Origin of the sequence: Nocardia brasiliensis IFM 10847 (assembly GCF_000710915.1) — a bacterium.
GTDB classification, from domain to species: domain Bacteria; phylum Actinomycetota; class Actinomycetes; order Mycobacteriales; family Mycobacteriaceae; genus Nocardia; species Nocardia brasiliensis_A.
Map to the genome: position 1 here is coordinate 1 of NZ_BAUA01000077.1, position 23,869 is coordinate 23,869.

The 23,869-nt window shown below is 69.1% G+C and carries 21 protein-coding genes; 10 read left to right on the forward strand and 11 right to left on the reverse strand.

Going from position 1 to position 23,869, the window contains the following annotated elements:
* The first annotated feature begins 485 nt into the window (after positions 1-485).
* Positions 486-1,043: a transglycosylase family protein gene (locus NBRGI_RS16380; protein WP_029897213.1), complete on the forward strand. Its 558-nt coding sequence runs from the start codon at positions 486-488 to the stop codon at positions 1,041-1,043.
* Between the two features lie 80 nt (positions 1,044-1,123).
* Here the strand turns inward: NBRGI_RS16380 and NBRGI_RS43870 are convergent, their stop codons facing one another.
* Positions 1,124-4,321, reverse strand: coding sequence for a UPF0182 family protein (locus tag NBRGI_RS43870; protein ID WP_370627771.1), 3,198 nt, complete (start codon positions 4,319-4,321; stop codon positions 1,124-1,126).
* On the opposite strand from NBRGI_RS43870, the gene NBRGI_RS16390 reads away from it, so the two are divergent.
* Positions 4,292-4,885, forward strand: a complete 594-nt coding sequence (locus NBRGI_RS16390) for a PPA1309 family protein (RefSeq protein WP_029897215.1) — start codon at positions 4,292-4,294, stop codon at positions 4,883-4,885. The genes NBRGI_RS43870 and NBRGI_RS16390 overlap by 30 nt on opposite strands.
* A 7-nt stretch (positions 4,886-4,892) precedes the next feature.
* Here the strand turns inward: NBRGI_RS16390 and NBRGI_RS16395 are convergent, their stop codons facing one another.
* Entirely contained in the window at positions 4,893-5,918 is a 1,026-nt protein-coding gene (locus NBRGI_RS16395; RefSeq protein ID WP_200882181.1) for a YlbL family protein, read from the reverse strand.
* 126 nt (positions 5,919-6,044) lie between these two features.
* On the opposite strand from NBRGI_RS16395, the gene NBRGI_RS16400 reads away from it, so the two are divergent.
* From NBRGI_RS16400 to NBRGI_RS16420, 5 genes are all read left to right on the forward strand, one after another.
* On the forward strand, positions 6,045-7,472 hold the full coding sequence (locus NBRGI_RS16400) for a zinc-dependent metalloprotease (protein WP_029897219.1): 1,428 nt from the start codon (positions 6,045-6,047) through the stop codon (positions 7,470-7,472).
* 86 nt (positions 7,473-7,558) lie between these two features.
* Positions 7,559-8,422, forward strand: coding sequence for a TOMM precursor leader peptide-binding protein (locus NBRGI_RS16405; RefSeq protein ID WP_029897221.1), 864 nt, complete (start codon positions 7,559-7,561; stop codon positions 8,420-8,422).
* A 154-nt stretch (positions 8,423-8,576) separates the two neighbouring features.
* Positions 8,577-9,920: an ABC1 kinase family protein gene (locus NBRGI_RS16410; protein WP_029897223.1), complete on the forward strand. Its 1,344-nt coding sequence runs from the start codon at positions 8,577-8,579 to the stop codon at positions 9,918-9,920.
* Positions 9,921-10,025: 105 nt separating this feature from the next.
* The gene (locus NBRGI_RS16415; RefSeq protein ID WP_029897225.1) at positions 10,026-10,436 is read left to right on the forward strand and encodes a subtilase-type protease inhibitor; all 411 of its coding nucleotides are present in this window, start codon (positions 10,026-10,028) and stop codon (positions 10,434-10,436) included.
* Between the two features lie 94 nt (positions 10,437-10,530).
* Complete coding sequence (locus NBRGI_RS16420; protein WP_051727832.1) at positions 10,531-11,136, forward strand: helix-turn-helix domain-containing protein; 606 nt, start codon at positions 10,531-10,533, stop codon at positions 11,134-11,136.
* Between the two features lie 148 nt (positions 11,137-11,284).
* On the opposite strand, the gene NBRGI_RS16425 is transcribed toward NBRGI_RS16420, so the two are convergent.
* The 3 genes from NBRGI_RS16425 to NBRGI_RS16430 form a co-directional block, all read right to left on the reverse strand.
* The gene (locus tag NBRGI_RS16425; RefSeq protein ID WP_014987725.1) at positions 11,285-11,605 is read right to left on the reverse strand and encodes a WhiB family transcriptional regulator; all 321 of its coding nucleotides are present in this window, start codon (positions 11,603-11,605) and stop codon (positions 11,285-11,287) included.
* Positions 11,606-11,746: 141 nt separating this feature from the next.
* Complete coding sequence (locus tag NBRGI_RS47480) at positions 11,747-12,091, reverse strand: hypothetical protein (protein ID WP_148310848.1); 345 nt, start codon at positions 12,089-12,091, stop codon at positions 11,747-11,749.
* A gap of 111 nt (positions 12,092-12,202) precedes the next feature.
* Positions 12,203-14,377 (reverse strand): ATP-dependent DNA helicase UvrD2, encoded by a 2,175-nt coding sequence (locus NBRGI_RS16430; RefSeq protein ID WP_200882182.1) that lies wholly within the window; start codon positions 14,375-14,377, stop codon positions 12,203-12,205.
* A 51-nt stretch (positions 14,378-14,428) separates the two neighbouring features.
* Here NBRGI_RS16430 and NBRGI_RS16435 point away from each other — a divergent pair, with 51 nt between their 5' ends.
* Positions 14,429-15,688: a low temperature requirement protein A gene (locus tag NBRGI_RS16435; RefSeq protein ID WP_029897233.1), complete on the forward strand. Its 1,260-nt coding sequence runs from the start codon at positions 14,429-14,431 to the stop codon at positions 15,686-15,688.
* 5 nt (positions 15,689-15,693) lie between these two features.
* Here NBRGI_RS16435 and NBRGI_RS16440 read toward each other — a convergent pair whose 3' ends face one another.
* From NBRGI_RS16440 to NBRGI_RS16450, 3 genes are read right to left on the reverse strand one after another with little or no spacing between them, the layout of a single operon-like run.
* On the reverse strand, positions 15,694-16,146 hold the full coding sequence (locus tag NBRGI_RS16440) for a MarR family winged helix-turn-helix transcriptional regulator (protein ID WP_029897235.1): 453 nt from the start codon (positions 16,144-16,146) through the stop codon (positions 15,694-15,696).
* Complete coding sequence (locus NBRGI_RS16445; protein WP_029897238.1) at positions 16,143-16,586, reverse strand: EVE domain-containing protein; 444 nt, start codon at positions 16,584-16,586, stop codon at positions 16,143-16,145. The genes NBRGI_RS16440 and NBRGI_RS16445 overlap by 4 nt, the downstream gene beginning before the upstream one ends.
* Entirely contained in the window at positions 16,583-17,005 is a 423-nt protein-coding gene (locus NBRGI_RS16450; RefSeq protein WP_029897240.1) for an SRPBCC family protein, read from the reverse strand. Before NBRGI_RS16450 ends, NBRGI_RS16445 begins: the two co-directional genes overlap by 4 nt.
* Positions 17,006-17,123: 118 nt before the next feature.
* Here NBRGI_RS16450 and NBRGI_RS16455 point away from each other — a divergent pair, with 118 nt between their 5' ends.
* Positions 17,124-17,354 carry a mycoredoxin gene (locus tag NBRGI_RS16455; protein ID WP_029897242.1) on the forward strand — a complete coding sequence of 77 codons (231 nt, stop codon included), beginning with the start codon at positions 17,124-17,126 and terminating at the stop codon, positions 17,352-17,354.
* A 57-nt stretch (positions 17,355-17,411) separates the two neighbouring features.
* Here NBRGI_RS16455 and nudC read toward each other — a convergent pair whose 3' ends face one another.
* Both nudC and NBRGI_RS16465 read right to left on the reverse strand, forming a co-directional pair.
* On the reverse strand, positions 17,412-18,329 hold the full coding sequence (nudC, locus tag NBRGI_RS16460) for an NAD(+) diphosphatase (RefSeq protein ID WP_029897244.1): 918 nt from the start codon (positions 18,327-18,329) through the stop codon (positions 17,412-17,414).
* 34 nt (positions 18,330-18,363) lie between these two features.
* On the reverse strand, positions 18,364-19,419 hold the full coding sequence (locus tag NBRGI_RS16465) for a potassium channel family protein (RefSeq protein WP_029897246.1): 1,056 nt from the start codon (positions 19,417-19,419) through the stop codon (positions 18,364-18,366).
* Between the two features lie 138 nt (positions 19,420-19,557).
* On the opposite strand from NBRGI_RS16465, the gene NBRGI_RS16470 reads away from it, so the two are divergent.
* A complete protein-coding gene (locus tag NBRGI_RS16470) occupies positions 19,558-19,971 on the forward strand; it encodes a DoxX family protein (protein ID WP_029897248.1) in 414 nt (137 codons plus the stop codon).
* Here the strand turns inward: NBRGI_RS16470 and NBRGI_RS16475 are convergent.
* Positions 19,928-23,827 carry an ATP-dependent helicase gene (locus tag NBRGI_RS16475; protein WP_029897250.1) on the reverse strand — a complete coding sequence of 1,300 codons (3,900 nt, stop codon included), beginning with the start codon at positions 23,825-23,827 and terminating at the stop codon, positions 19,928-19,930. The genes NBRGI_RS16470 and NBRGI_RS16475 overlap by 44 nt on opposite strands.
* Between the last annotated feature and the right edge of the window lie 42 nt (positions 23,828-23,869).

The window sequence follows — 23,869 nt, forward strand, 5'->3', positions numbered from 1 at the left end:
CGCCTGGTCAGGGCCATAAACGGAACCCATGAAAGGCGCCCACACCCGATTCCGACCCACCCGGGAAATCCGCCCCGTTTCCCTGCCGGACCGATCATGGCCACCGCCTCGCCACGACCACAGCACCGAAACCAGCCCGCCCGAAGCGGTTAAACGTGACCTGAACCACTATTTAACAGTGATCTCGAACACATAACGTTGCTATAACGGACCGTCCGGAATGCGTGTTGATGGCGTTTGCGAGCTGCGTAAACAACCATATTCGGGTTATTCGCTTCATGCAATTCGTGTGTTATCAAGATGTGATCTGCCGAGATTTCTTCGTTACCGTGCGTTCACGGCCCGGATCATCCGTGAAGGGCTCGAACTCGAACCGACGAATACCGGCGACCCTGCCCCGCGGTTCGAGGATCCCCGACGACCTGGGGGCAGGGACCCGGCAGCTGGATCGCCGGGCTCGGTAGGCGCAGGGAGGGAAAACACACATGACTGAGAACCGGAAGTTCAACGCCCGCGCCCTCGGCCTCGCCGCCGTCACCGGCGCTCTTGTTGCCGTCCCGTTCGCATTCTCCACCGCGACCGCATCCGCCGCACCCACCCACGACTGGGACGGTGTCGCGCAGTGCGAGAGCGGTGGCAACTGGGGGATCGCCACCGGCAACGGCTACTACGGTGGCCTGCAGTTCTCGCCGAGCACCTGGCGGGCCAACGGCGGCCAGGGTTCGGCGCACACCGCGAGCAAGGAAGAGCAGATCCGCGTCGCCGAGAACGTGCTCGCCACCCAGGGCGTCGGCGCCTGGCCGGTGTGCGGGCAGTACCTGCGCCCGGGCACCTCCGCGCCGGAGCCGGAAGCCGTGGTCGAGCCGGAGCCCGCCCCCGAGCCGGCCGCGCCCGCCCTGCCTGCCCCCGGCACCACCAAGGCTTATGTCGAGCAGGCCAAGTCCGCCGGCGACGCGCTGGCCAAGCAGTACGGCCTGCAGGATCAGTACCAGCAGCTGCTGCAGCAGACCAACCCGCTGATCGAGTCGATCGCCGGTAGCTGAAAGTAGTTGTCATACAACGAGAGCGGCGCTGCCATCCAGATCTGGATGGCAGCGCCGCTCTCGTGTTCGGCCGGGGCGGTCTAGCGTCCGGCGTCCTGGTAGGCCTTCACCGCGGCGTCCAGTTCGTCCAGCGCCTTGCCGAAGTCCTGGAAGTTGCCCGTGCGCATGGCATTTCGCACGTTCTCGATCTTGCGGTTCAGCTCCGCGGCCGCGGCGTCCTTGGCCGCCGACGAACCGGTGGGCGGGGTGACCCCGCCCGGCGGCGGTGGCGGCGGCGTGCCGGTGTTGGTGCCGGGCGGCGGCGTGGTGCCTTCGACCGGCGGGGTGGTGCCGGGTTTCGGCCTGGTCGCCGGGTCACCGCCGAACGGCGTGGCCAGCGCACCCGCGCCGGGCAGCACCTGGTTCAACGCCTCTGCCAGCGTGGACGCGTAACCGACCTTCACGCTGCCCGCCTCGTCGCGGTAGCTGACCAGCACGCGCAGCAACTGCGGGAAGGTCGAGGTGTTCGGCCCGGTGTTGCGTTCGTTGTAGAACGGCTCGACGTACAGGATGCCGCCGTCGGCCACCGGCAAGGTGAGCAGGTTGCCGTACTTGATCTTGTTCGAGTTGGACAGCAGGGTCCGCTCCCGTGAGACCTCGGGCGCGGTCGTCATCGTGTTCTGCGTCTGCTGCGGACCCTGGGTCTGGGTGTCCGTCGGCAAACGCCGAATCGTGAACTTGCCGTAGCCATCCGGGTCCGAACGCACCGAGATGTACGCGGAGAGGAACTGCCGGTTGTAACCGACCATGGCGCTGGTCAGGTTGAAGGTCGGCTTGTTCGTCTGCGGATCACCGAGCAGCACGTAGTACGGCGGCTGGTTGAACGAGCCGCCGCCCTCGATCGTCGGATCGCTCGGCACCGACCAGAATGCGTTGTTGGTGAAGAACTCTCGCGGATCGTCCACGTGATATTTGGTCAGCATTTCGCGCTGCACCTTGAAGAAATCCTCCGGATAACGGAAATGCGCCCGCAATTCCGGAGAGATATCGCTCATCGGTTTCACCGCGCCGGGGAACACCCCGCGCCACGCCTTGAGCACCGGATCGCTGGGGTCCGTCTCGTACAGCGTCACGGTGCCGTCGTAGGCGTCGACGGTGGCCTTGACCGAGTTCCGGATGTAGCTGACTTCCTTGCGCGGCAACAACCTTCCGGTCTTCTTGTCCACGCTGTCCTCGACCGCGCCGTCCAGCGACGTCTTCTGCGCGTACGGGTAGTTGTCGAGTGTGGTGTACGCGTCGACGATCCACTGGATCCGGCCGCCGACGACCGCCGGGTAGGCATTGCCGTCAGTGGTCAGCCAAGGCGCCACCTTCTGCACCCGCTCGCGCGGCGCGCGGTTGTAGATGATCTTCGACTCCGGGCCGATGGCCGAGGAGAAGAGGATGTTGCGCTCGGCGTACTTGGCGGCGAAGGCGAGCCGGTTGAACCAGTTGCCGATCGGCACGCCGCCCTTGCCGTCGTAGGTGAACTGCGCTGCGTCCGAATCGTATTCGCGCGGACGCTGGCCCTCGGACGCACCGACGATCGCGTAGTCCGGATTGGCCTGCGAGATCACCTCGCCGTAGTAGATGCGCGGCTGGTCGACCTTGATCCGCTGCTTGTCGGTCGGCGTGAACAGGTCGCTGACCATGAAGATCGGGTAGCCGCTGTCGCTGCTGCCGCCGGTCGCGTTCGGATCCTCGGACTGCGGCTTGTTGACCCGGTTGGCCGGCGCGGCGACGAAACCGTTGCCGTGCGTGTAGACGGTGTGCTGGTTGATCCAGTCCTTCTGGTTACCGGACAGCGCCGCCGGGGACAGCTCGCGCGCCGCGACGATGTAGTCCTGCACATCGCCGTCGAGGTTGTAGCGGTCGATATCGAGCGCCTCGGGGAACCCGTAGAAGTTCTTCAGCTGCCGCAGCTGAGTAAAGGTGGGCGAGAGGATGTTCGGGTCGAGCAGGCGGGCGTTGCCGATCGTCGCGGCGTCGACCGGAACGTTGACGGGGTTCTTGTTGCTCTCCCCCTTGTAGTCCACGTACTCGATCTTGTCGTCCGTGATGCCGAACGCCTGCCTGGTCGCGGCGATATTGCGCTGGATGTATTCGCTTTCCTTGTCCGCGGCGTTCGGGCGCACCGAGAACTGCTCGACGACGAGCGGCCACACCGCGCCGACCAGGATCGAGGACAGCACGAGCAGGGCCGCGGCCATCGCGGGCACCCGCAGATCGCGCAGCACGATGCCGGCGAAGAAGGCGATCGCGCAGATCACCGCGATGGACAGCAGGATCAGCTTGGCGGGCAGCACCGCGTTGATATCGGTGAACGAACCACCGGTGAAGGTGGGCTCCTTGCGGCTGCTCATCAGCAGCTCGTACCGATCGAACCAGTAGGCGATCGCCTTGAGCAGCACGAAAAGCCCGGCGAGTACGGCGAGCTGGATGCGCGCGGCCCGGGTCAGTGTGCCCTCGCGGCCGCTGAGCCGCAGGCCGCCGAACACGTAGTGGGTCACCAGGCTGGCGAAGAACGCGATGACCACCGCGACGAACAGCCAGTTCAGCACCATCCGGTAGAACGGCAGCTCGAAGGCGTAGAAGCTGACGTCGAGATGGAACTGCGGATCCTGCTGGCCGAACTCGCTGCTGTTCAGGAACAGCTGCACGGTGACCCAATTCGATTGCGCCACCAGACCGGACAGCAGGCCGAGCAGCACCGGGATGCCGACGCCGAACAGCCGCAGCCTGCTCATCACGGTGGTGCGATACCGGGCGATCGGATCGTTCGGGCCGGCCACCGGCACGAACACCGGCCGGGACCGATAGGCGAGCAGCAGTGCCAGCCAGACCACCAGACCGACGAAGATCGCGATCCCGAGGAACAGCAGCACCCTGGTCCGCAGGACGGTGAGATATACGCTGCGGAAACGGACTTCGCCGAACCACAGCCAGTTGGATAGGCGTCGGTGANCGGGGCCCGAGCAGCAGCAACGCCGCGAGGCGATGGCGCCAGCAGCAGCACCCGGCTGCGTCGGGAAAGCGAAGGTAAGCCGGTGGGGGGCCGCATGCCCACGATGCCACTCTCCAAGGTCCGGCGGCGCGCGCACCGAGTAGCCCCGACGGCGCGCCGCAGTCCGATGTTGCGGGTGGTCCTTCCGGACCGTCGCGCCCCACTCTACGGAATCGGACAGTATTTGGGCCGCGCGGGCGCGGCGGTGTTCGACCCGTTTGATTTGATGTCCCCCGTGACCCCTGCAGATCTGCATGCCGAACTCGTCCTCGCCCGTTCCGTCCGGGAGGTGGCCGAGTTCGTCGACGCCGAAGGGTGGGGCAGACCGCCGCAGATGTTCGCACTGGTGCCCACCGCCGACCTGGTCGCCGCGCAGCCCGAACTGCTCGAGCAGCTCGACGAGGGCGCGGAGCTGACTCCCGTTGCGCAGGAATCGTTCCCGGACGACATCACCGGCGGTTCGATGGCGCTGGACGAGTTCCTCGCGACCACCAGCTGGCCGCCCGCCGTGCGGGGCTGCGTGCTCGTGCAGGAGATCGTGGTGCTGCCGCCGGACGCCGAATCCACCCTGGACGCGGCGCTGGTGCCGTTGCTCGCCGACCACGACGCGGCCGACGCCGCCGCGCGCGCCGCGGCCGAGGCGCATCCCGATCGCCGCGAGGCCCGGCTGTTCGCGGCGGTGCTGCGCGAGGGTGCGTCGCTGTGCCTGCTGCAGGTGCGTCCCGAGGACGATGCCGACGAATTCGCCGACATGGACCTGCGCACCTACCCCAACCTGGCGCCCAACCTGATCGAGGCGTTGCTCGCCACGCTGGAGTGACCGGGCGTCAGCCGCAGCCGACCGTCTCCTTGCCCGCGTTGATCTCGTTCAGCGATTGCACAGCGCCGGTGAGGTTCTCGACCTTCACCAGGCGCAGCCCCTCGGGGGTGCGCTGCCGCGCCTCGTTGCAGTTGGCGGCGGGCACCAGGAACGTCTCCGCACCGGCTTCGCGCGCGGCCATCATCTTGTACTGGATGCCGCCGATCGGGCCGACCTTGCCGCCGTCATCGATCGTGCCGGTGCCCGCGACGAACTTTCCGCCGTCCAGTTCGCCCGGCGTCAGCTTGTCGATCAGCGCGAGGCTGAACATCAGACCGGCCGACGGTCCACCGATATCGGCGAGGTTGAAGTCCACCTGCAGCGGCGGGCGGGCGCCCTCGCCCGGCGTGACGCCGAGGTAACCCTTCGCCTTGTCGTCCGGGCGCTCGCCGAGCGTCACCTGGACAGTCTGTTCGGCGCTCTCGCGACGCACCTGCACGGTCAGCACATCGCCGGGCTTCTGCGCGCCGACGGCGGTGACCACGTCTTGGGGCGCGGCGATCGGCGTGCCGTTGATGCTGATGATCTCGTCGCCGGCCTTCAGCAGATCCTTGGCAGGGCCGTCTTCGGACACCTTGCGCAGCAACACCACGGTCGGCATGTTGAGGAAGTGCAGCGCCGCGATCTCGGCGTTGCCCTCGGAATCCTTGAAGTCCTGCTGGTTGGACTTGTCGATCTCCTCGCGCGAAACCCCGGGCGGGTACACCTCGGCGCGCGGCACCAGGCCGTGCTTGCCGCTCGCCCAGAAACCGAACGCCTCGAAGATGCTCAGCCCGTCGCGCACCGACACGGTGGTCATATTGAGGTGGCCCGTGGTCGGGTCCACCTCGGTGCCGCGCACGTCGACAACCTCTTTGCCGTCGACCTTGCCGAGGGTGTTGAAGGTGGGGCCGGGACCGAGTGCGACGAACGGCACAGTGAGCACGGTACCGAGCGCGCCGAGCACGAGCACCGGGATCAGAGCGGCCACCAGGGTGAGGATCCGACGATTCACCTGGACCACAGTAATGATCGCCGCTCTGCCCGGATGGCGGAGGCGAACATTCCGTGTCGCCGCGCGTCCTCGATTTCGCGCCGCGCGAACATCAACAGCCTGCACCGCACGCGTAACGTAAGGGATATGAGTGACGTCCCCTTCGGATTTTCGAACCGCGACGACGACGACCGCAAGCGCGGTGACGAGCCGGGCGGTCCCGAGTCGAACAACCCGTTCGGCTTCGGTGCGGGCGGGCCGGGCGGCGGGTTCGATCCGTCGCAGCTCGGGCAGATGCTGACCTCGCTCGGCCAGATGCTCAGTGGCATGGGCCAGCCGGGGTCGGGGCAGTCCGGGCCGGTGAACTACGACGTCGCCAAGCGACTGGCACGCCAGCAGCTCGGTTCGACCATCACGCCGGTCACGGCGAGCACCGCCAGTGCCGTCACCGACGCCGCGCACCTCGCCGAGCTGTGGCTCGACAGCGCGACCACGCTGCCCGCGGGCGCCACCAAGACCGTCGCGTGGACCGCCAACGACTGGATCGAGGAGACGCTGAGCACCTGGCAGCGACTGTGCGACCCGGTGGCGCAGCAGATCTCGGGCATGTGGACCGCGTCGCTGCCCGAGGAGGCCAAGGAGTTCGCCGCCCCGATGGTCGGCATGCTCGGACAGATGGGCGGGCTCGCGTTCGGCTCACAGCTCGGCCAGGCCCTCGGCCAGCTGGCCAAGGAGGTGCTGACCTCCACCGATATCGGCTTACCGCTCGGACCTTCCGGCACGGCGGCCCTGCTGCCCGCGGCGATCGCGGAGTTCAGCGCGGGCCTCGAGCAGCCGGAGAGCGAGATCATGGTGTTCCTCGCCGCCCGGGAAGCCGCACACCAGCGGCTGTTCGGGCATGTGCCGTGGCTGCGCCAGCAGGTGCTGGCCGCCGTCGAGGACTACGCGCGCGGCATCCGGATGGACTTCTCCGCGTTGGAGGAGGCCGCGCAGGGTATCGACCCGATGGCGCTGACCGACCCCTCCAAGATCGAGGAGATCCTGGCGCAGGGCGCGTTCGAACCACAGACCACGCCGGAGCAGAAGCAGGCGCTGGAGCGGCTGGAAACGCTGCTCGCGTTGATCGAGGGCTGGGTGGAGGTCGTGGTGACCGACGCCGTCGGCGATCGACTGCCCGGTGCGGGCGCGCTGGCCGAGACGCTGCGCAGGCGGCGCGCCACCGGCGGCCCGGCCGAGCAGACCTTCGCGACCCTGGTCGGGCTCGAACTGCGCCCGCGCAAGTTACGCGAGGCCGCGGCGCTGTGGCGCAGGCTGACCAGCGACGCGGGCATGGAGAAGCGCGACGGCGTATGGGCGCACCCCGACCTGCTGCCCGATTCGAACGATCTGGACTCCCCCGCCGGCTTCATCGATTCGGTGATCGGCGGCGGCGCCACCGCATTCGACGATCCGCTGGCGCAGCTGGCCGAGACCGAAGCGCGGGAGCAGGCCGAGCGCGCCAAGGCCGCAGGGGACACCCCGGACACCGACGAGCCCGGCCCCGACCTGGGCAAGGACGGCGGACAGTCCGCCTGAGTGTCCTGTTGGTAACCGCGAATCCCTGTGCATAACCACAGGATTCGACGCGGGTGGGAACGGCCCCGCTGAGCACACTGCTCGGCATGACCGCTCAACGCCGTGGCCCGCTGCTGCATCCGCACATCACCGTGCTGGTCCGTCCGTCCGGTGTCGTCCAACTCGGCTGGAATCCGGAGACCGCCCTGGTCCTGGACGCCGCCGGGCTGGCGGCCAAGGCCGTGCTCGCGTTTCTGCGCCTGCTCGACGGCATGCAGACCCGCCCGCAGATCGTCTGGCGGGCAGGCGAACTCGGCATCGAACCGGATCATGCGATCGCGCTGCTAGAGGTCCTGGACGCGGCCGGGATGATCGAGCATCCCGAGGAGCGAGTCGGCCGGATCCGGTCGGTGCGGGTGCACGGTATCGGTCCGCTGTCCGACGCGGTCGTGTCCGGGCTGCGCAAACTCGGGGTGCGGCCGAGCCGTTCGCGCGACTACAGCGGGCCGCCGGTGCCCGCGTGGCACGCCGATCTGGTCGTGCTGACCGACGCGCTGATGCCGGACCCGCAACTGCTCGACGATCTCGGCCTGCACCGTGTCGCCCACCTGCCGGTCCGGATCCGCGACGGGCGTGGTGTGGTCGGCCCGCTGGTACTGCCGGGCGCGACCAGCTGCCTGCGCTGCGCCGACCTGCTGCGCGCCGACCACGACGCGGACTGGCCGCATCTGGCCGCGCAGCTGCTCGGCCGGGTGGGTCACGCGTCGCCGGCCCGGATCGCGGCGACGGCGGCGCTCGCGGTCAGCGAGGTCGAAGCGGTGCTGGCCATGTCGACCAGGCGGGAGCTGGCGATCTTGGACAGCACCCTGGAACTGGACCTCGATACGCACCTGATCGACCGGCGGCGCTGGCCGCGGCACACCGAGTGCTCGTGTCACGGAATCACGGTGGACCTGCGCGAACAACCCTGAAGGTGGTTACCCCGCAGGGCGTTTCGAGATGGTCCAGGCGGCCCTGGGCGAGCTATGCTGCATACAGGTTCACGTGACCGGGCTCACAACCACAGGCGGCGTCGATTCAAGATTGCCGTGGCTAAGTAGCGGCTCCTTCCGCCATGATGGGTAGGTGTCTGAGATCGTGCGCCGTCGCTCGTCCCGCAACGCCAAGTTGGCCAAGATTCCGCTCGGCATCGCCGGGCGCGCGGCCGTGGGATTCGGGAAGAAGCTGGCCGGGGGCGACAAGTCCGAGATCAATGCACAGCTGAACCAGAAGGCCGCCGAACAGCTGTTCACCGTGCTCGGTGAGCTCAAGGGCGGTGCGATGAAGTTCGGCCAGGCGCTCAGCGTGATGGAGGCCGCGGTTCCCGAGGAATTCGGTGAGCACTATCGCGAGGCCCTCACCAAGCTGCAGGCCGCCGCACCGCCGATGCCCGCCGACACCGTGCACCGGGTGCTGGACCAGCAGCTCGGCACGCAATGGCGGCAACGATTCCAGGAGTTCGACGACACCCCCGCCGCCTCGGCCAGCATCGGCCAGGTGCACAAGGCGGTCTGGTCGGACGGGCGGACCGTCGCGGTCAAGGTGCAGTACCCCGGCGCGGACGAGGCGTTGCGCGCGGACCTCAAGACGTTGTCCAGGATGACCGGGCTGATCGCGTCGGTGATCCCCGGCGCCGATGTGAAGCCGATCCTCGCCGAGATCACCGAGCGGACCGAGGAGGAACTCGACTACCGCAACGAGGCGACCAACCAGCGCGCCTTCGCGAAGGGTTTCGACGGGCACGCCGAGATCGTGGTGCCCAAGGTGGTGGCCAGCGCGCCGAAGGTGATCGTCACCGAGTGGCTGGACGGCACCGCGGTCTCGGCGATCATCAAGGCCGGCGCCGAAGACCCGGAGGGCAGCCGGGCGCTGCGCAATCGGGTCGCGGGCCTGATGGGCCGCTTCCACTTCTCCTCCCCCGCGACAGTTGGGCTGCTGCACGCCGACCCGCACCCCGGCAACTTCATGATGCTGGGCGACGGCAAGCTCGCCGTCATCGACTTCGGCGCCTGCGCCCCGCTGCCGAACGGGTTCCCGCCCGTCCTCGGCCGGATGCTCGCGCTCGCGGTGGACGAACGGTTCGAAGAACTCACCGACCTGATGTACGACAACGGCTGGGTCATCCCGGGCCGCACCGTCACCCACCAGGAGATCGCGGACTACCTGCGTCCGTTCACCGATCCGATCCGGTCCGACTCGTTCCATTTCACCCGCCGCTGGATGCAGCGGGTGGCGGGCAAGGCCTCCGACATCTCCAGCGCGGAGATGAAAACCGCACGCGCCCTGCAACTTCCGGCCGAGTACGTGATGATCTTCCGGGTGCTGGGCGGTTCCGTGGGCATTCTCGCGCAGTTGGACGCCGAACTGCCCTTCATGAAACTGGTTCGCACCTGGATGCCCGGTTTCAGCGCGGAGCGCACGGCCAGCTGACCTGCCGGACGACCCGGCCCGCGTGACCTGAGTTCCCAGGCGGGGCACGAGCCGTCGGATAACCTCATCCGGTCGGGTCGGCTCCGTCGGCGAGGGGTGATGGTCATGTCCTGCACCATTCGGATCGTCGTCCTATTGCTCACCGCGGCGTTCCCATTGGTATCGCCGCAGACCGTCGCGGCAGCAGCCGACGACGCGCCCTCGGTGCTGGCGCTGACCTTGGGCCGCGGGGTGTCGATCGCCGCCGCCGAACGCCGCGCCGTCACCCTCACCTGCGCCCCGTCGATCGGTGGTACGCATCCGAACGCGATGGACGCGTGCCGGGCGCTGACCGACGCCGACGGCAATATCCGGGCGCTCGCCGCCTTCACCGTGCCGCCGCGCTGCCCGCAGAACTTCGACCCGGTCTATGCCACCATCGACGGCGTCTGGCGCGGTGCACCGGTCAGTGATCACGGCGTCTTCTCCAACATGTGCGTGTTGCAGGCGACGACGGTCGCCGTCTTCAACTTCTGACGCGCGGGAAGCGTTGCGATCACCGTGACGCAAACACGCGCGTTCTATGCCGTACAGCCGACAATGTGCACAGCGAAGCAGAAAGGCTGGAGTGGTGCGGAACGGGAGCGGCGACCCGGCCAGATGGGCCGGGCTCGGCGATGTCGTGCACGACCGCAGACGCGCCGCGCGGCTGACGCTGGCCACCATGTCCGCGAAAACGGAACTGTCGCAATCGTTTCTGAGTCAATTGGAGAACGGGCGCACCAACACCAGCCTGCGCTCGCTGCAACGCATCGCCGACGCGCTCGGCACCACCGCCACCGAACTGCTCGCGGCCGCGGACAACGCGCCGGGCGCGGTGCTGGTGCGCGCCGGGGACGGCGCTCTGGAACAAGCTCAGACCGACAACGACGGCTCGGTGCGGTCGCTGGTGCACGGCGCCCGAGATCTGCGAGCGCTGGAATTCACCGGCGGAACCGGCCGGGGCGGGCGCGAATTCACCCATCAGAACGATGAATTGATCTACGTGGTCTCCGGGACCATCACGCTGGTCGCCGACGGCGAGGAGTTGACGCTGTCCACCGGAGACGCCTTCTACTGCGCGGCGGGCGTGCGCCACCGCTGGTGGGCGCACACCGAGGACACCACGACACTCGTGCTCGCCGTTGCCGACGGGCTGGCGGTCCGCCGGGCACCGAACCGGCCCCGGCGAACCTGACCCCCGAAACCACTGCAGCACAACGCAAACGAGCCGCCCACCGGGCAACGGCGGGCGGTTCGTCTGCTTTCTCGTTCGTTGGCTCGGCCCGTGTCAGGACCAACCGAATCGAGCACATCGACCGGAGGGAGGGAAGTCACTCCCGGATTCATGCCGGGACCGCGACCTTGCGCGGACGACCGCGCGGGCGCTTACGGGCGATGACGACACCCTGTTCGAAGATCTCGCCTCCCCAAACACCCCACGGCTCACGCCGATCCATGGCGGCCGTCAGGCAGCCCTTGCGGATCGGGCAAGAAGCGCACAGCGCCTTGGCCTGCTCCAGTTGGACCGGGCTCTCGGCGAACCAGAGATCGGGGTCTCCAGCTCGGCACGGCACGTCCTTGACCTCCCTGGCCCGGGTAGTCGTGGCCACGGTTCGGCATGTCACGTCAGTAGTGGCTTGTGGCCATTCCTGGGCGGTGAACACGTCGTTCTCCTTCAGCTCGTTGCAGCGGTTCGTTTCGTTGTTTCCGCGAAACCGAGGCCGGGCGGCTGAAGGGCCGAAAAAGATTGGCCACGGTTTCGCTTCGTGCGATCCGTGGCCAGGAGGTCTGGGAGGGAGCTTTCCCTACCTAGGTATTCGACATCTCTGTCGAGTCCTGATCACGATCGCTGGGTGTGCGGGGCGGAGGCGCGTTGCCTGCAGATCCGCCGGCTCATAGCCGGCTTCTGCTGCGATGACGACGACGTTGTCTGCCTTCTTGAAGACAGACTTGTGCCAGCTACCCGCGTTGGGTCCGTCCTGAATACGGGTGGTGCAGACGGCGTCATGCATCTCAGCGAGATGTGCTTGCGCGCCGAATGCGCCACGAATTTCGGACAGACCGATCCCCTGCAAGGCGAGGATCCCCCGGGAGGCGGACATGGGTGAATTCACCGCAACGTCGCTGCCGCTGAAGAATGTGATGTTCATGTCTGCCTCCCTCCTAATCTCGCTGTGTCCTGTTGACTGGCCGCGCCGGGATGACCTCCCGGTGCGTAAAACCCACCATAGGCAAGTGCGCCGAAGCGCACAACCTATTTTCTACCTGCGGTTTTGGGGTCTTGCGCGCAGCCGCGACGCGATGATCGCGAGCACCTCCGCCCCGTACTGCTCGAGCTTCTTCGCGCCGATCCCGGCGATCGAGGCCAGCGCAGCGTCGTCACCTGGGAGTTGTTCGGCGATCGCGGTGAGGGTGGTGTCGGTGAACACCACGAACTCCCGCACCCGCAACGTCTGCGCCTTCTCCGCCCGCCACTCCTGCAGAGCGACCAGCAGCTCGGCATCGAGTTCTGCCGGGCATCGACGACAGCGGCCGAGCATAGTCGCATAGGTGCCGATGAGCGGCTTCGCGCAGACCCGGCAGGTCGGACGCACGCCTTTGCCGGCGCTCTCGGTGACCGGCGCGGCGATCCGCGAGGCCGGGGAATCGTCGGGCACCAGGCCGTTCAGGAACCGGGAACGCCGCCTGGTGCGCCGCTTCCCCTCGCCCCACGCCAGCGCCCAGGACAGTTGCAGATGTTCCCGCGCCCTGGTCACGCCGACGTAGAGCAGCCGCCGTTCCTCTTCGAGGGCGGCCTCGTCGGCGACCTTGCCGTCGCTCTCCAGCACATGCGCGATCGGCATCGTGCCGTCGGCGAGGCCGACCAGGAAGACCGCGTCCCACTCCAGGCCCTTCGCGGCATGCAACGACGCGAGCGTGACCCCCTGCACGGTCGGTGGGTGCCTGGCCTCCGCGCGCGCCGCCAGCTCTCGCAGCAGGCCGGGCAGGTCCAGCTCGTCGTCGTGATCGACCAGTTCCTCGGTGAGCCGGACCAGCGCGACCAGGGACGACCATTTCTCTCTCGCCTGCGCGCCCGCGGGTTCGGTCGCGGTGAGCCCGACCGGCGCGAGCACCGCGCGCACCAGCGTGACCAGTGCCGCGCCGCTGCGCGAGGCCGCGGGCAAATCGTCGCGGGCCGCCGCCTGGCGCAACACCGTGACGGCCTGTCGCACCTCGGGACGCGAGAAGAAGCCTTCACCGCCGCGCACTTGGTAAGGGATGCCGAGTTCGGTGAGCGCCTGCTCGTAACTCTCGGACTGGGCGTTGATCCGATACAGCACGGCGATCTCGGCGGCGGGTGTGCCCGCTTCGATGAGTCGCTTGATCGATTTGCCGACGGCGCTCGCCTCCGCGGGGCCGTCGTCGTATTCGGCGAAGACCGGTTCCGGGCCGTCCGGCCGCTGGCCGATGAGCTGCAGCCGGGTGCCCGCGATGCGCCCGCGCGCCACCCCGATCACCCGGTTGGCCAGCGAGACCACCTGCGGGGTGGAGCGATAGTCGCGTTCCAGCCGGATCACCGTGGCGTCGGGGAAGCGGCGGGAGAAGTCGAGCAGATAGCTCGGCGTGGCCCCGGTGAACGAGTAGATCGTCTGGTTGGCGTCGCCGACCACCGTCAGGTCGTCGCGGTCGCCGAGCCAGGCGTCGAGCACCCGCTGCTGCAGCGGGGTGACGTCCTGATATTCGTCGACCACGAAACTGCGGTAGCGGCCACGGAACTCGTCGGCCACCGCCGGATAGTCCTCGAGCGCCGCCGCGGTGTGCAGCAGCAGGTCGTCGAAGTCGAGCAGCAGGCCATCGGGGGTGGCCTTGAGTTTCTCGTAGCCCGCGTAGACCTCGGCCACACGCAGCGCGTCGTAGGGCGGCTCGCGCCGCTGCCTGGCCGCCGCCGCGGGATAGTCCTCGGGCGCGATGAGCGAGGCCTTCGCCCATTCGATCTCGCTGAGCAGGTCGCGGACGCTGTCGGTGGCCGAGGAGAGCCCGGCCCGGTTCGCCGCCTGCGCGACGATCGGGAACTTGCCATCGATCAGCCGCCACGGCACGTCGCCGACCACCTGCGGCCAGAAGTACTTGAGCTGGCGCAGCGCGGCCGCGTGGAAGGTACGCGCCTGCACCTGGTTCGCGTCACCGCCCAGGCCGAGCGCCCGCAGCCGACCGCGGAGTTCGCCCGCCGCGCGAGCGGTGAACGTCACGGCGAGCACCTGGTCGGCCTTCACGTGCCCGGCCGACACCAGGTGTGCGATGCGGTGGGTGATGGTTCTGGTCTTGCCGGTGCCCGCCCCCGCGAGCACGCACACCGGACCCCGGGGAGCCCGCACCGCGGCGGCCTGTTCGGGGTCGAGGGCATCCAGCGCTGGGCCGGCGGTTTGGTGCGTGCTGGTTGGCGACACGGCACCCATCATGACAGTGCCCGCCGACAACTCACGCGGCGTAACCAATACTGTCGGCTCGTGGCACACGACACGCCGTCAGCTGACGCCCGCCCGACCGACCGGCACGCAACCTGGATGGAGCTGTTCTTCGACCTGGTCGCGGTCGCGGGCATCGGCCAGCTCACCCATCTGCTGCATCGCGGCCCGTCGCTGTCCGATTTCGCCCTGTATGTCCTGCTCTACCTGGCCTTCTGGACCGCGTGGGCGTGCATGATGCTGTACGGCAACATCGCCCGCGACCGCACCAGGATTGCGCTGATGCTCACGACGATGCTCGGCCTCGGCGTGATGGCGAGCGCGGTGGCCGGGATACCGGACCGGCACGCGACCACGTTCGCCGCGGTCTACGTCCTCGTGCGCTTCGTCGCCGCGCGGATCTGGGGTCGGGGCGCCTATCTGGTCGACTGGCCGATCGCGCAGCTGACCGTCGGCGTGCTGCCGTGGATCGTCTCGCTGTGGGTGCCCGAACCGTGGAAGTACTGGCTGTGGGCAGTCGGCCTGGGGCTGGACATGTGGTTGATGTTCGCGATCAACGGCGAACGGATGGTGGCGGGCGCACAGGAGGCCATCGACCGCAGGTTCCGCCGCTCACGTCGATTCCGCGACGTGGAGCCGCCGAAGGTCCGGGCGGTGCACACCGATGCCGCGCATCTCGGCGAGCGGCTCGGCCTGTACGTGATCATCGTGCTCGGGGAGGGCTTCATCGCGGTGATCGCGGCGGTCGGCGACGTCATCTGGCACGCACGGGTGCTCGCCCTCGGGTTCGGCGCGTTCGTGATCCTGGTCAGTCTCTGGGCGCTGACGCTGTTGTACGGCTTCGTGCCGCGGTTGATGACCGGCGACGATCCGGACCACACGATGCCCAGGCAGTACGTCATGGCCATGCACTGCTGGATCACCGGCGCGATCGCCACCATCACGGCCGGCCTCGGACTCGCCGTGGAACACGCGGAAGGTCACGTGTCGACCGGGATCGGCTGGGCGCTGTGCGGCGGCGCGGCAGCGTATTTCGTGATCGTCGCGATCGGGGGCGCGCACAGCGCCGCCGGGTGGCGCTGGGTGTGCACCTGGCCGCTGCCCGGCGCGGTACTGGCGCTGATGCTCGGCGTGTTCGGCCCCCACCTCGGCGCGCTCGGGCTGGTGTACGGCGTCGCGGCGCTGTTCCTCTGGGCGGTGCTGTGGCAGACCCGTGCGGACGGCAAGTGGCGCAAGGGTTCCGGCCCGGATCGCCCGCGTCGGCACCCCCATCACGGTCTCGGCATCGACGAGGTGCTCTAGCCGGTTCACCGGTCCCGCAGGGTGCGCAGGTCGGCGGCGAACGGCCGGGTCCGCGCGCCCAGCAGGCCGAAGAACTCGCGATCGCAGTCCTCCACCGCGACGATCGCCCGGTTCGCCAGCGCCACCCCGACCGCGGTGGGCGCCAAGGATTTCGCCCGTCGATCGCTCGGATGCGCGCGCCGCTCGACCAGTCCCTTCTGTTCGAGCGCGCGCAACACCTGGGAGGTCATCATCGGGTCGGTGGCAGCGTGCTCGGCCAGGTCGCGCTGCATGAGCGGCTCGTCATCGCTCGCGAAGTAGGTGAGCGCGGCCAGCAGCACGAACTGCACGTGCGTGAGATCGAACGGCGCCAAGGCCGCGCGTTGCGCCGCCTGCCAGCGGTTGGTCACCTGCCAGAGCAGCAACCCGGGACTGTCGTCCGCGCGCGCGAACTCGGTCCGCAGGCTCGCGTCGGTCATCGGCCGCACTCGCTCGTCATGGCCCGCGCGATCACGGCGTGGTCGTGTGCGCAGAGTTCGATCAGTCCGCGCCGCAACACCATTCCCCAGTTCGGGGTACTGGTGAGGTCCAGCTCACCGCGTAGGTCATCGATCGCCGTTTCCTTGGCGTCGACCCGATAGCTGATCGACCGCCGCCACGGCCGGAAGCAGCCGCCGCCGGGCAGCTCGGCCGGTTCGGCCTGCCAGACGGGACGCTCGTCGACGGTGCCGATCGCGGTGAACGCGCGCACGGGCGCACCGCTGCGGATCCCGGTGCGGGGCGAGTAATAGATGAGTCCATCTCCGGGCTGCATCCGTTCGACCGCGGCGCGCTTGCCGTGGTCGGCCTGCGTGATGCCGAGCTCGACGCCGCGCAGGACGTGCTCTTTGGCGACGACGTTGAGCCAGTACCTGGTCATGCCCGCACTCGCTCGGCGACCGCGACCAACGCGTCCAGATCGGGTTGCACCGATCTCGTGAGGCCACTACCCAGGATGGCGAGCCAGAGCCGCCGCAGTGGCCCGTCGATCGAGACGGTCACGCGCACGACGGTGTGTCCGTCGACCACCGAAACAGCGTGCGCGAACGTCAATGTCGCGCCGAGCAGCCGGGACACGTCGACGAATTCGGTGTCGGTCAATCGTTCGACGACGAAGCGCACCTTCGGGCCGCCCTTGGGTTTCAGCGTTCCGGTCGCCCCCTGGGTGAACGGACCGTCGAGCCGAACCCACTCGGTGTCGGTGTTCCACTCCGGCCAGGTGGCCGTGTCGGCCCAGCGCGCGAAGAAGACAGCGGGGGCGGCGGTCGAGCGGGCCGTCGCGGTGGCGAGGAGGGTCATTGATTTAGTATGCGCGCATACTAAATCCGACGCAACACCTTCCCGAGTACGGCAGTGGAACAGCGACGGGCCGTCCGGCGTTGAAAGGTCCGTGACTGATGCGACGCCCGACTTGACGATGTACTCGACCACCTGGTGCGGCTACTGCCGCAGGCTGAAGACGCAGCTGGACGAGGCCGGGATCACCTACGTCGAGATCGATATCGAGCAGGATCCGGCGTCGGCCGAATTCGTCGGCAGCGTGAACGGCGGCAACCACGTGGTGCCGACCGTGAAGTTCGCGGACGGTTCCACGGCGACCAACCCGTCGCTGGCCGCCGTCAAGCAGGCGCTCGCCACACTCGCCTGACCGAACGCCTCGATCCGATCGTTTCGCCCGCGCGGACCCTGCTGGTCCGCCGCGGTGTCATGCCGTCGGTTCGTCGCCCAGCCCGGCCCAGGATTCGGTGATGGTCCTGGCGATCGAGATCGACCCCGGCAGCAACAGCCGCGCACCCGACCCCTGCGCGGACCAGTCGCCGACGATCAGCGCCTCGCGCACTTCGTCGCGGCTGAACCAGTAGGCCTCGGCGATCTCGCCGTCGGAGAACACCAGGGGCTGATCCGGATCGGCGACCGCGGCGAAACCGAGCATCAGCGAACGCGGGAACGGCCACGGCTGACTGCCGAGGTAGTGGATGTCGCGCACATCGAGGCCGACCTCCTCCTTCACCTCCCGCTCGACGCAGCGCTCCAGCGATTCGCCCGCCTCGACGAATCCGGCGAGCAGCGAGAACAACGTGGGCGGCCAGCTCTGCTGACGCGCGAGCAGCACCCGGTCCGCGCCGTCGTGGATCAGGCAGATCACCGCGGGATCGATGCGCGGGAACTCCTCGTAACCGCTCTCGGTGATCCGCGACCAGCCCGCCTTGGCCGAGGTGGTCGCGGTGCCGTCGGCGCTGTTGAAGGCGGCCTTGTCATGCCAGTTCAGCAGGGCGGCGGCGGTGGAGAGCAGGGCGGCGGTGAGGTCGTCGACGGTGCTCGCCATGGCGCGCAGGTCGGTCAGCGATCCACTCAGTTCCCGATCCCGCACCGCCCACAGGTGCACGCCGTTGTCGATGCCGAGGAACACCGCGTCGGGGCTCGGCTCGGGCGACAGCTCGATCGCCTTGTCCAGAACGAGCGCCCCGTCCTCGAAACGGACCTGGCCGCGCTGGTTCACCCGCAGCAGCTTGGCGTCCTGCCAGCCCGCGAGCAGGGCCTGCGCGTCGGCTCTGGTCTCCTCGGCGCGATCGAGCACGGAACGGGACAGCAGCGGAACATTATTGAGCTGAAAGGCCGGCACCCCTCGACACTATCGCGCCGCGCCTCGGCTGGTCCTACTTGGTCGTGCGCCGGATGTAGAGCAGCTTGTCCCCGGCCTCGAGCGAGTCCACGTCCGGCTCGCCGACCCGGACCAGCACTCCGCCGCGCACCACACCGAGCACGATATCGCTGAGATGCCGCGGTGAGCCGCCGGTTTCCGACGGTTCCACGTCGCGCTCGGCGATCGCGAAACCCTCCTCCGGGGTGAGCAGGTCCTCCATCATCTCGACCACCGACGGTGTGGTGGTCGCGATGCCGAGCAGCCGGCCCGCGGTCTCCGAGGACACCACCACCGAGTCGGCGCCGGACTGGCGCACCAGGTGGGTGTTCTCCGCCTCGCGGATCGAGACCACGATCTTGGCGCTCTTGGTGAGTTCCCGCGCGGTCAGCGTGACCAGCACGGCGGTGTCGTCCCGATTGGTCGCGACCACCACCGACGCGGCGTTGTGCACGCCGGCCAGCCGCTGCACATCGGATTGGGTCGCCGAGCCGTGCACGGTCACCAGGCCCGCGTTCGCGGCCTGCTCCAGCGCGACCATGTCGGTGTCGACCACGACGATATCGGCGGGCTGCACGCCGTCGCCGAGCATGGCATCGATCGCGGTCCGTCCCTTGGTGCCGTAGCCGACGACCACGGTGTGATTGCGCACGCTGTGCCTCCATCGCTGAATCTTGAACGCCTGCCGGGACCGTTCCGTCAGCACGCCGAGGGTGGTACCGACGAGCACGATCAGGAACAGCACGCGCAGCGGGGTGATGATGATGATGTTGGCCAGGCGCGCGTCCGGCGTCACCGGCGCGATATCGCCGTAACCGGTGGTGGACAGCGACACCGTCGCGTAATAGAACGCGTCCAGGAACGACAGCGGGTCGCCCGAATTGTCGCGGTAGCCATCGCGGCCGATGTACACCACCAGCGCGGCCGCGAACAGCAGGAAGATGGCGAACAGCACCCGCCTGGACAGCGAAATCCACGGACTGGTCTGCACTTCCGGGATGCGCAGGACGCCTACCAGCGCGAAGTGCGGGCGATTCGACAGCCCGAGGGTGCGCGCACGATCACCGAACAATGGACGCTCCCGCCCTGATACTCATCGGGTCGATCGTCCCCGGCATCGTTTGTCCCTCCGGCACAGCACGGGAGCCTACCTGGTATACCCGGCCGGACCCGGACTCGACGCGAACACGGGTGAATGTAAGGCTGCCTCATGGCAGAAAACGCTCACCCGCCCGTCCGCACCGACGGCCGTCGCCCCGCGCTGGTCCTCGCCGCCCTGCTGTTCCCCATGGGTGTGCTGCATTTCGTGCTGCCCAAGCCGTTCGACGCGATCGTCCCGAAGTACCTGCCGGGCGAACCGCGCAACTACACCTACGCCTCCGGTGTCGCCGAACTCGGCGTCGCGGCGGCGCTGGCGATCCCGCGCACCCGCGGTTTCGGCGGACGACTGGCCGCCTTGCTGTTCATCGCGGTCTTCCCGGCGAACGTGCAGATGACGATCGACATGCTGGGCAACAAGAAGTTGCCGCAGGTGGTCAAGATCGGCTCGGTGCTGCGGCTGCCGCTGCAGATCCCGCTGATCACGCAGGCGCTGAAGGTGAGCCGGTCGGCGCGGCAGTCCTGATCAGCTCGGCCAGCTCGGCCGGGCCCGCGAGCGTGGCGGGCGCGATGGTGCGCCCGGTGCGCACGTAATGGAACGCGGCACTGATCCGGCCCAGCATCTCCTGCTCGGGCCTGCCCTCCCGGGCCGCCATCAACCTGGCCCAGGCCAGTCGATACACCGCGAGCTGCATCGCGACGGCGGGCTCCTCCGCGGGCGTGGGTTCGGCCCCGGTCTTCCAGTCCACCACGATCCAGCCGCCGCCCGGCTCGGCGAACACCGCGTCCATCCGGCCGCGAATCACGGTGCCCGCGATGGAGGTTTCGAACGCGATCTCCACCTCGAGCGGACTGCGGTTGGCCCACGAGGAGTTCAGGAACGCGTCCTGCATCGCGGTCAATTCCTTGTCCACGTCGTCGGCGGGGCCGCCATCGGAGGCGCCGGGCAGCTCGTCCAAGCCCAGCAGCCGGTCCGCACCGAACCAGCGCTGCACCCAGGCGTGGAACGCGGTACCGCGGCGGGCCAGCGGGCTCGGCGGGAACGGCAGCGGACGCCGTAGCCGCGCGGCGAGTTTGCGGGGATCGGCGCGCAGCTCGACCAGCGCGGTCGCCGCGATCTGACCGGGCAGCTCGACTTCCTCGGCCGCGGACTGCTCGGCCTCGAATTCGGCGAGCAGGGCGTCGACGTCGGCGGCCCAGCCGTCGGGGTCGGCCGGATCGGCCGGGCGCTCCGGATCGAATTCGGTTGCGGCGAAGGCGATATCGGCCTCGGAGAGCGGCTCGTCGTACGGGTCGGGCGGGACGTCGGAGACCGGCGCACCCTCGCACCCGTCGAGCGGATCGGGTGATGGCGGGTCGTCGAAATCGGGTGGCTCGAGGTATTCCGGTGCGGCGTCGTCGAAAAGCGTGCCGGGCAGGTCCGGGGCCGACTGCTCGCCGGGGCGCGCTTGCTCGGATTCCTTGCGTGACGGCGCTTCCCGTGGTGCGGGCGGCCGCAGCCGCAGTTCCTCGAGCGCGGCCCGGACGAGCGCGGCGCCCTGCTCGATCGGGTCGCGGCGGTGGCCGAGCGGATCGCGTGGCCACTCGGCGGTGGCCGGGTTGTCGGTGAACGGGTTCACCGCGTCGTGCTCCGGCGGTTCGTCCCAGCGCGCGACGTCGACGACACCGTTGGCGGGGCTGTCGGCGGCTTCGCTCGCATGCTTCAGCTCGAGCAGGAAGTCCGAGGGGCCCTTCGGCGAACTACCGGTCTCGGCCCAGTGATGCGACGAAACCAGCAGTACGCGTTCGGTTCTGGTGAGCGCGACATAGAAGAGCCTGCGCTCCTCGTCGATGCGACGGCGTTCCAGCGCCTCCTTGTGCGCCTTGATCGCCTGCTCCAGATCGGCCCGGTCGTAGAGATCGGCCAGGTCGAGCACCGGTACGCCCTCGCCCGCGTCGTCCTGCCTGCGGTCGCCACGCAGCGTGGTCGGGAGTTCGGCGAGCGCCCCGAGCCAGGTGCCCGAGGCGGTGCCGGACGGGAACACCCCGCGCACCACGTGCGGCACGGCGACGATCTCCCACTCCAATCCCTTGGCCGCGTGCACGGTCAGCACCTGCACCCGGTCCTTGGCGACCTCGACTTCGCCCGGCTCCAAACCGTTCTCGACCGATTCGGCGGCGGCCAGGAAAGACAGCAACCCGCCGAGCGAGGCACCGGAATCGGCGGCATATCCGGCGACCACCTCGGCGAAAGCGTCCAGATGCTCGCGGCCCGCACCGGTCCCGGCCATCGCCCGGCGCGCCTGTGTCTCCACGCCGACCCCGATGGTGCGCTCCACGTCGGCGACCAGCTCGGTCAGCGACTGGCCGCTGCGCTCGCGCAACGCCGCGAGCTCGTGGCTCAACGCTTCGATCCGGGCGAAGCCGGACTCCGAATACTGTTCGCGCGGACCGGGATCGGCGATCGCGTCGGCCAGACCGGCCTGTTCGGCCGGTTCCGGCGCAACCTCGCGCAGCGCGGCGGCCAGGGCGGGAGCATCGGTGATCTCCTGGGCCTCGCCGCTGGTGAACCTGCTGATCGAGAGCGCGCGCGCACGGCGCGCGAGCGCGGCGATATCGGCGACGCCGATGCGCCAGCGCGCGCCGGTCAGCACCCGCATGGCCGCGCTGCCCGCGCCCGGTTCGGCGATCAGCCGCAGGGTGGCGACGATATCGGCCACCTCGGGGGTCGCGAGCAGGCCGCCGAGACCGACGATCTCGACCGGCAAACCTTGCGCGCGTAGCGCTTCGGCGAGCGGCGAGGCATCGGCGTTGCGGCGCACCAGCACCGCCGAGGTGGGTGGCGGTTCCCCGGCGGCGCGGCGAGCCGCCCACTCCTCGGCGATCCGGGCGGCCAGCCAGTCCCGCTCCTCGGCAACAGTGTCGGTGAGCGCCAGCGCGACGACGCCCGCGCCCGCATCGGGTTTCGCGCGCAGTGCGTCCACCGTGACACCGCCACCCTCTAGTGCCTTGCGCCGCAACGGGTCCGCCACCAGATTCGCCAATGCCAACGCCTCCGGCGGATTCCGCCAGCTGGTCAGCAGCGGCAGGATCGGCGCGGGAACGCCTGGCGCACTGGGGAAGTCGGTCGCGAACCGCGGCAGGTTCGCTGCCGAGGCACCGCGCCAGCCGTAAATCGACTGCATCGGATCACCGACCGCGGTCACCGCCAACCGTTGCCGTCGGCCCGCCGACAGCTGTGCCGCACCAGCGTTCTCGGCACGACCACGACGCCCGGCCACGGTCGCACCTGTGCTCTCTGGACGTCCAGGCCCGTCACTCGGCGTAGCCGCGCGGACCGTCCCTGCGGGCTGCGTCTCGCCCGGCTCCGGCGTATCGGCGTTCTCGGCGCGAGCGCGACCTTCGGCCGCGGTCGCCGAATGTCCGGACCTTTCGCTCGGCGGCGCCGTGCGGGTCGACCCCGGGAGAGGCGCGTCCCCTGCGGTCTCGTCCGGGGCGCCGCCGAACAGGGCTGCGAGCAGGACGCGCTGGGCGTGGCCGGTGTCCTGGTATTCGTCGAGCAGGACCAGACGGAAACGGGTGCGTTCGGCGGCGGCGACCTCGGGGTGTTCGGCGGCGAGGCGCGCGGCGAGCGACATCTGCGCGCCGAAATCCAGTGCGCCACGGCGGTTCAGCGCTTCGGCCAGTTGCTGGACCAAGGGCAGCAGCGCGACGCGCTCACGTTGGACCTGCAGAATGTTCAGCAGGGTCTGGCTGGGCCCGCCGCGCTGGCGCGGGCCGGGCGGCAGGGTGTGCACCAGCTTCTCCAGCTCGGTATGCGCCTCCGCGAGCTGTTCGGGCTCGATCAGGTGCTCGGCCAGTTGGCCGGACAGAGCCAGGATCGCCTCGGTGACCGAGACCGGGGTGCGGTCGGTGTCCAGGTCGCCGTCCCAGGAGCGCACCACCTGGTGCGCGAGCTGCCACAGCTGGGTCTGGGTGAGCAGCGTCGCGGACGGTTCCACCGGCAGCAGCAGGCCGTGTTCGGTGAGCAGCCTGCCCGCGTACGAGTGATAGGTGCTGATCTCCGGTTCGGCGCCGGACAATTGGGCGCGCAACTGCCCCGAGGGGTCCAGCTCGCGCAGCAGCGGCGCGCCGGCCAACCGGGCCAGGCGGGTCCGGATGCGAGCGGTCAACTGCTGCGCGGCTTTTCGGGTGAAGGTGAGCCCCAGCACCTCGTCCGGCAGGACCAGGCGGTTGGCCACCATCCACACCACGCGCGCCGCCATCGTCTCGGTCTTGCCCGCCCCGGCGCCGGCGACCACCAGCGTCGGTCCCGGCGGCGCCGCGATCACCGCCGCCTGCTCGTCGGTCGGCGGCGGCAGGCCGAGCGCGTCGGCCAGCTGGTGCGGCGTCACGCGGGTCACGGGTGCACCCCGCGGCCGCGCCCCTTTCGATGTGGGACACCG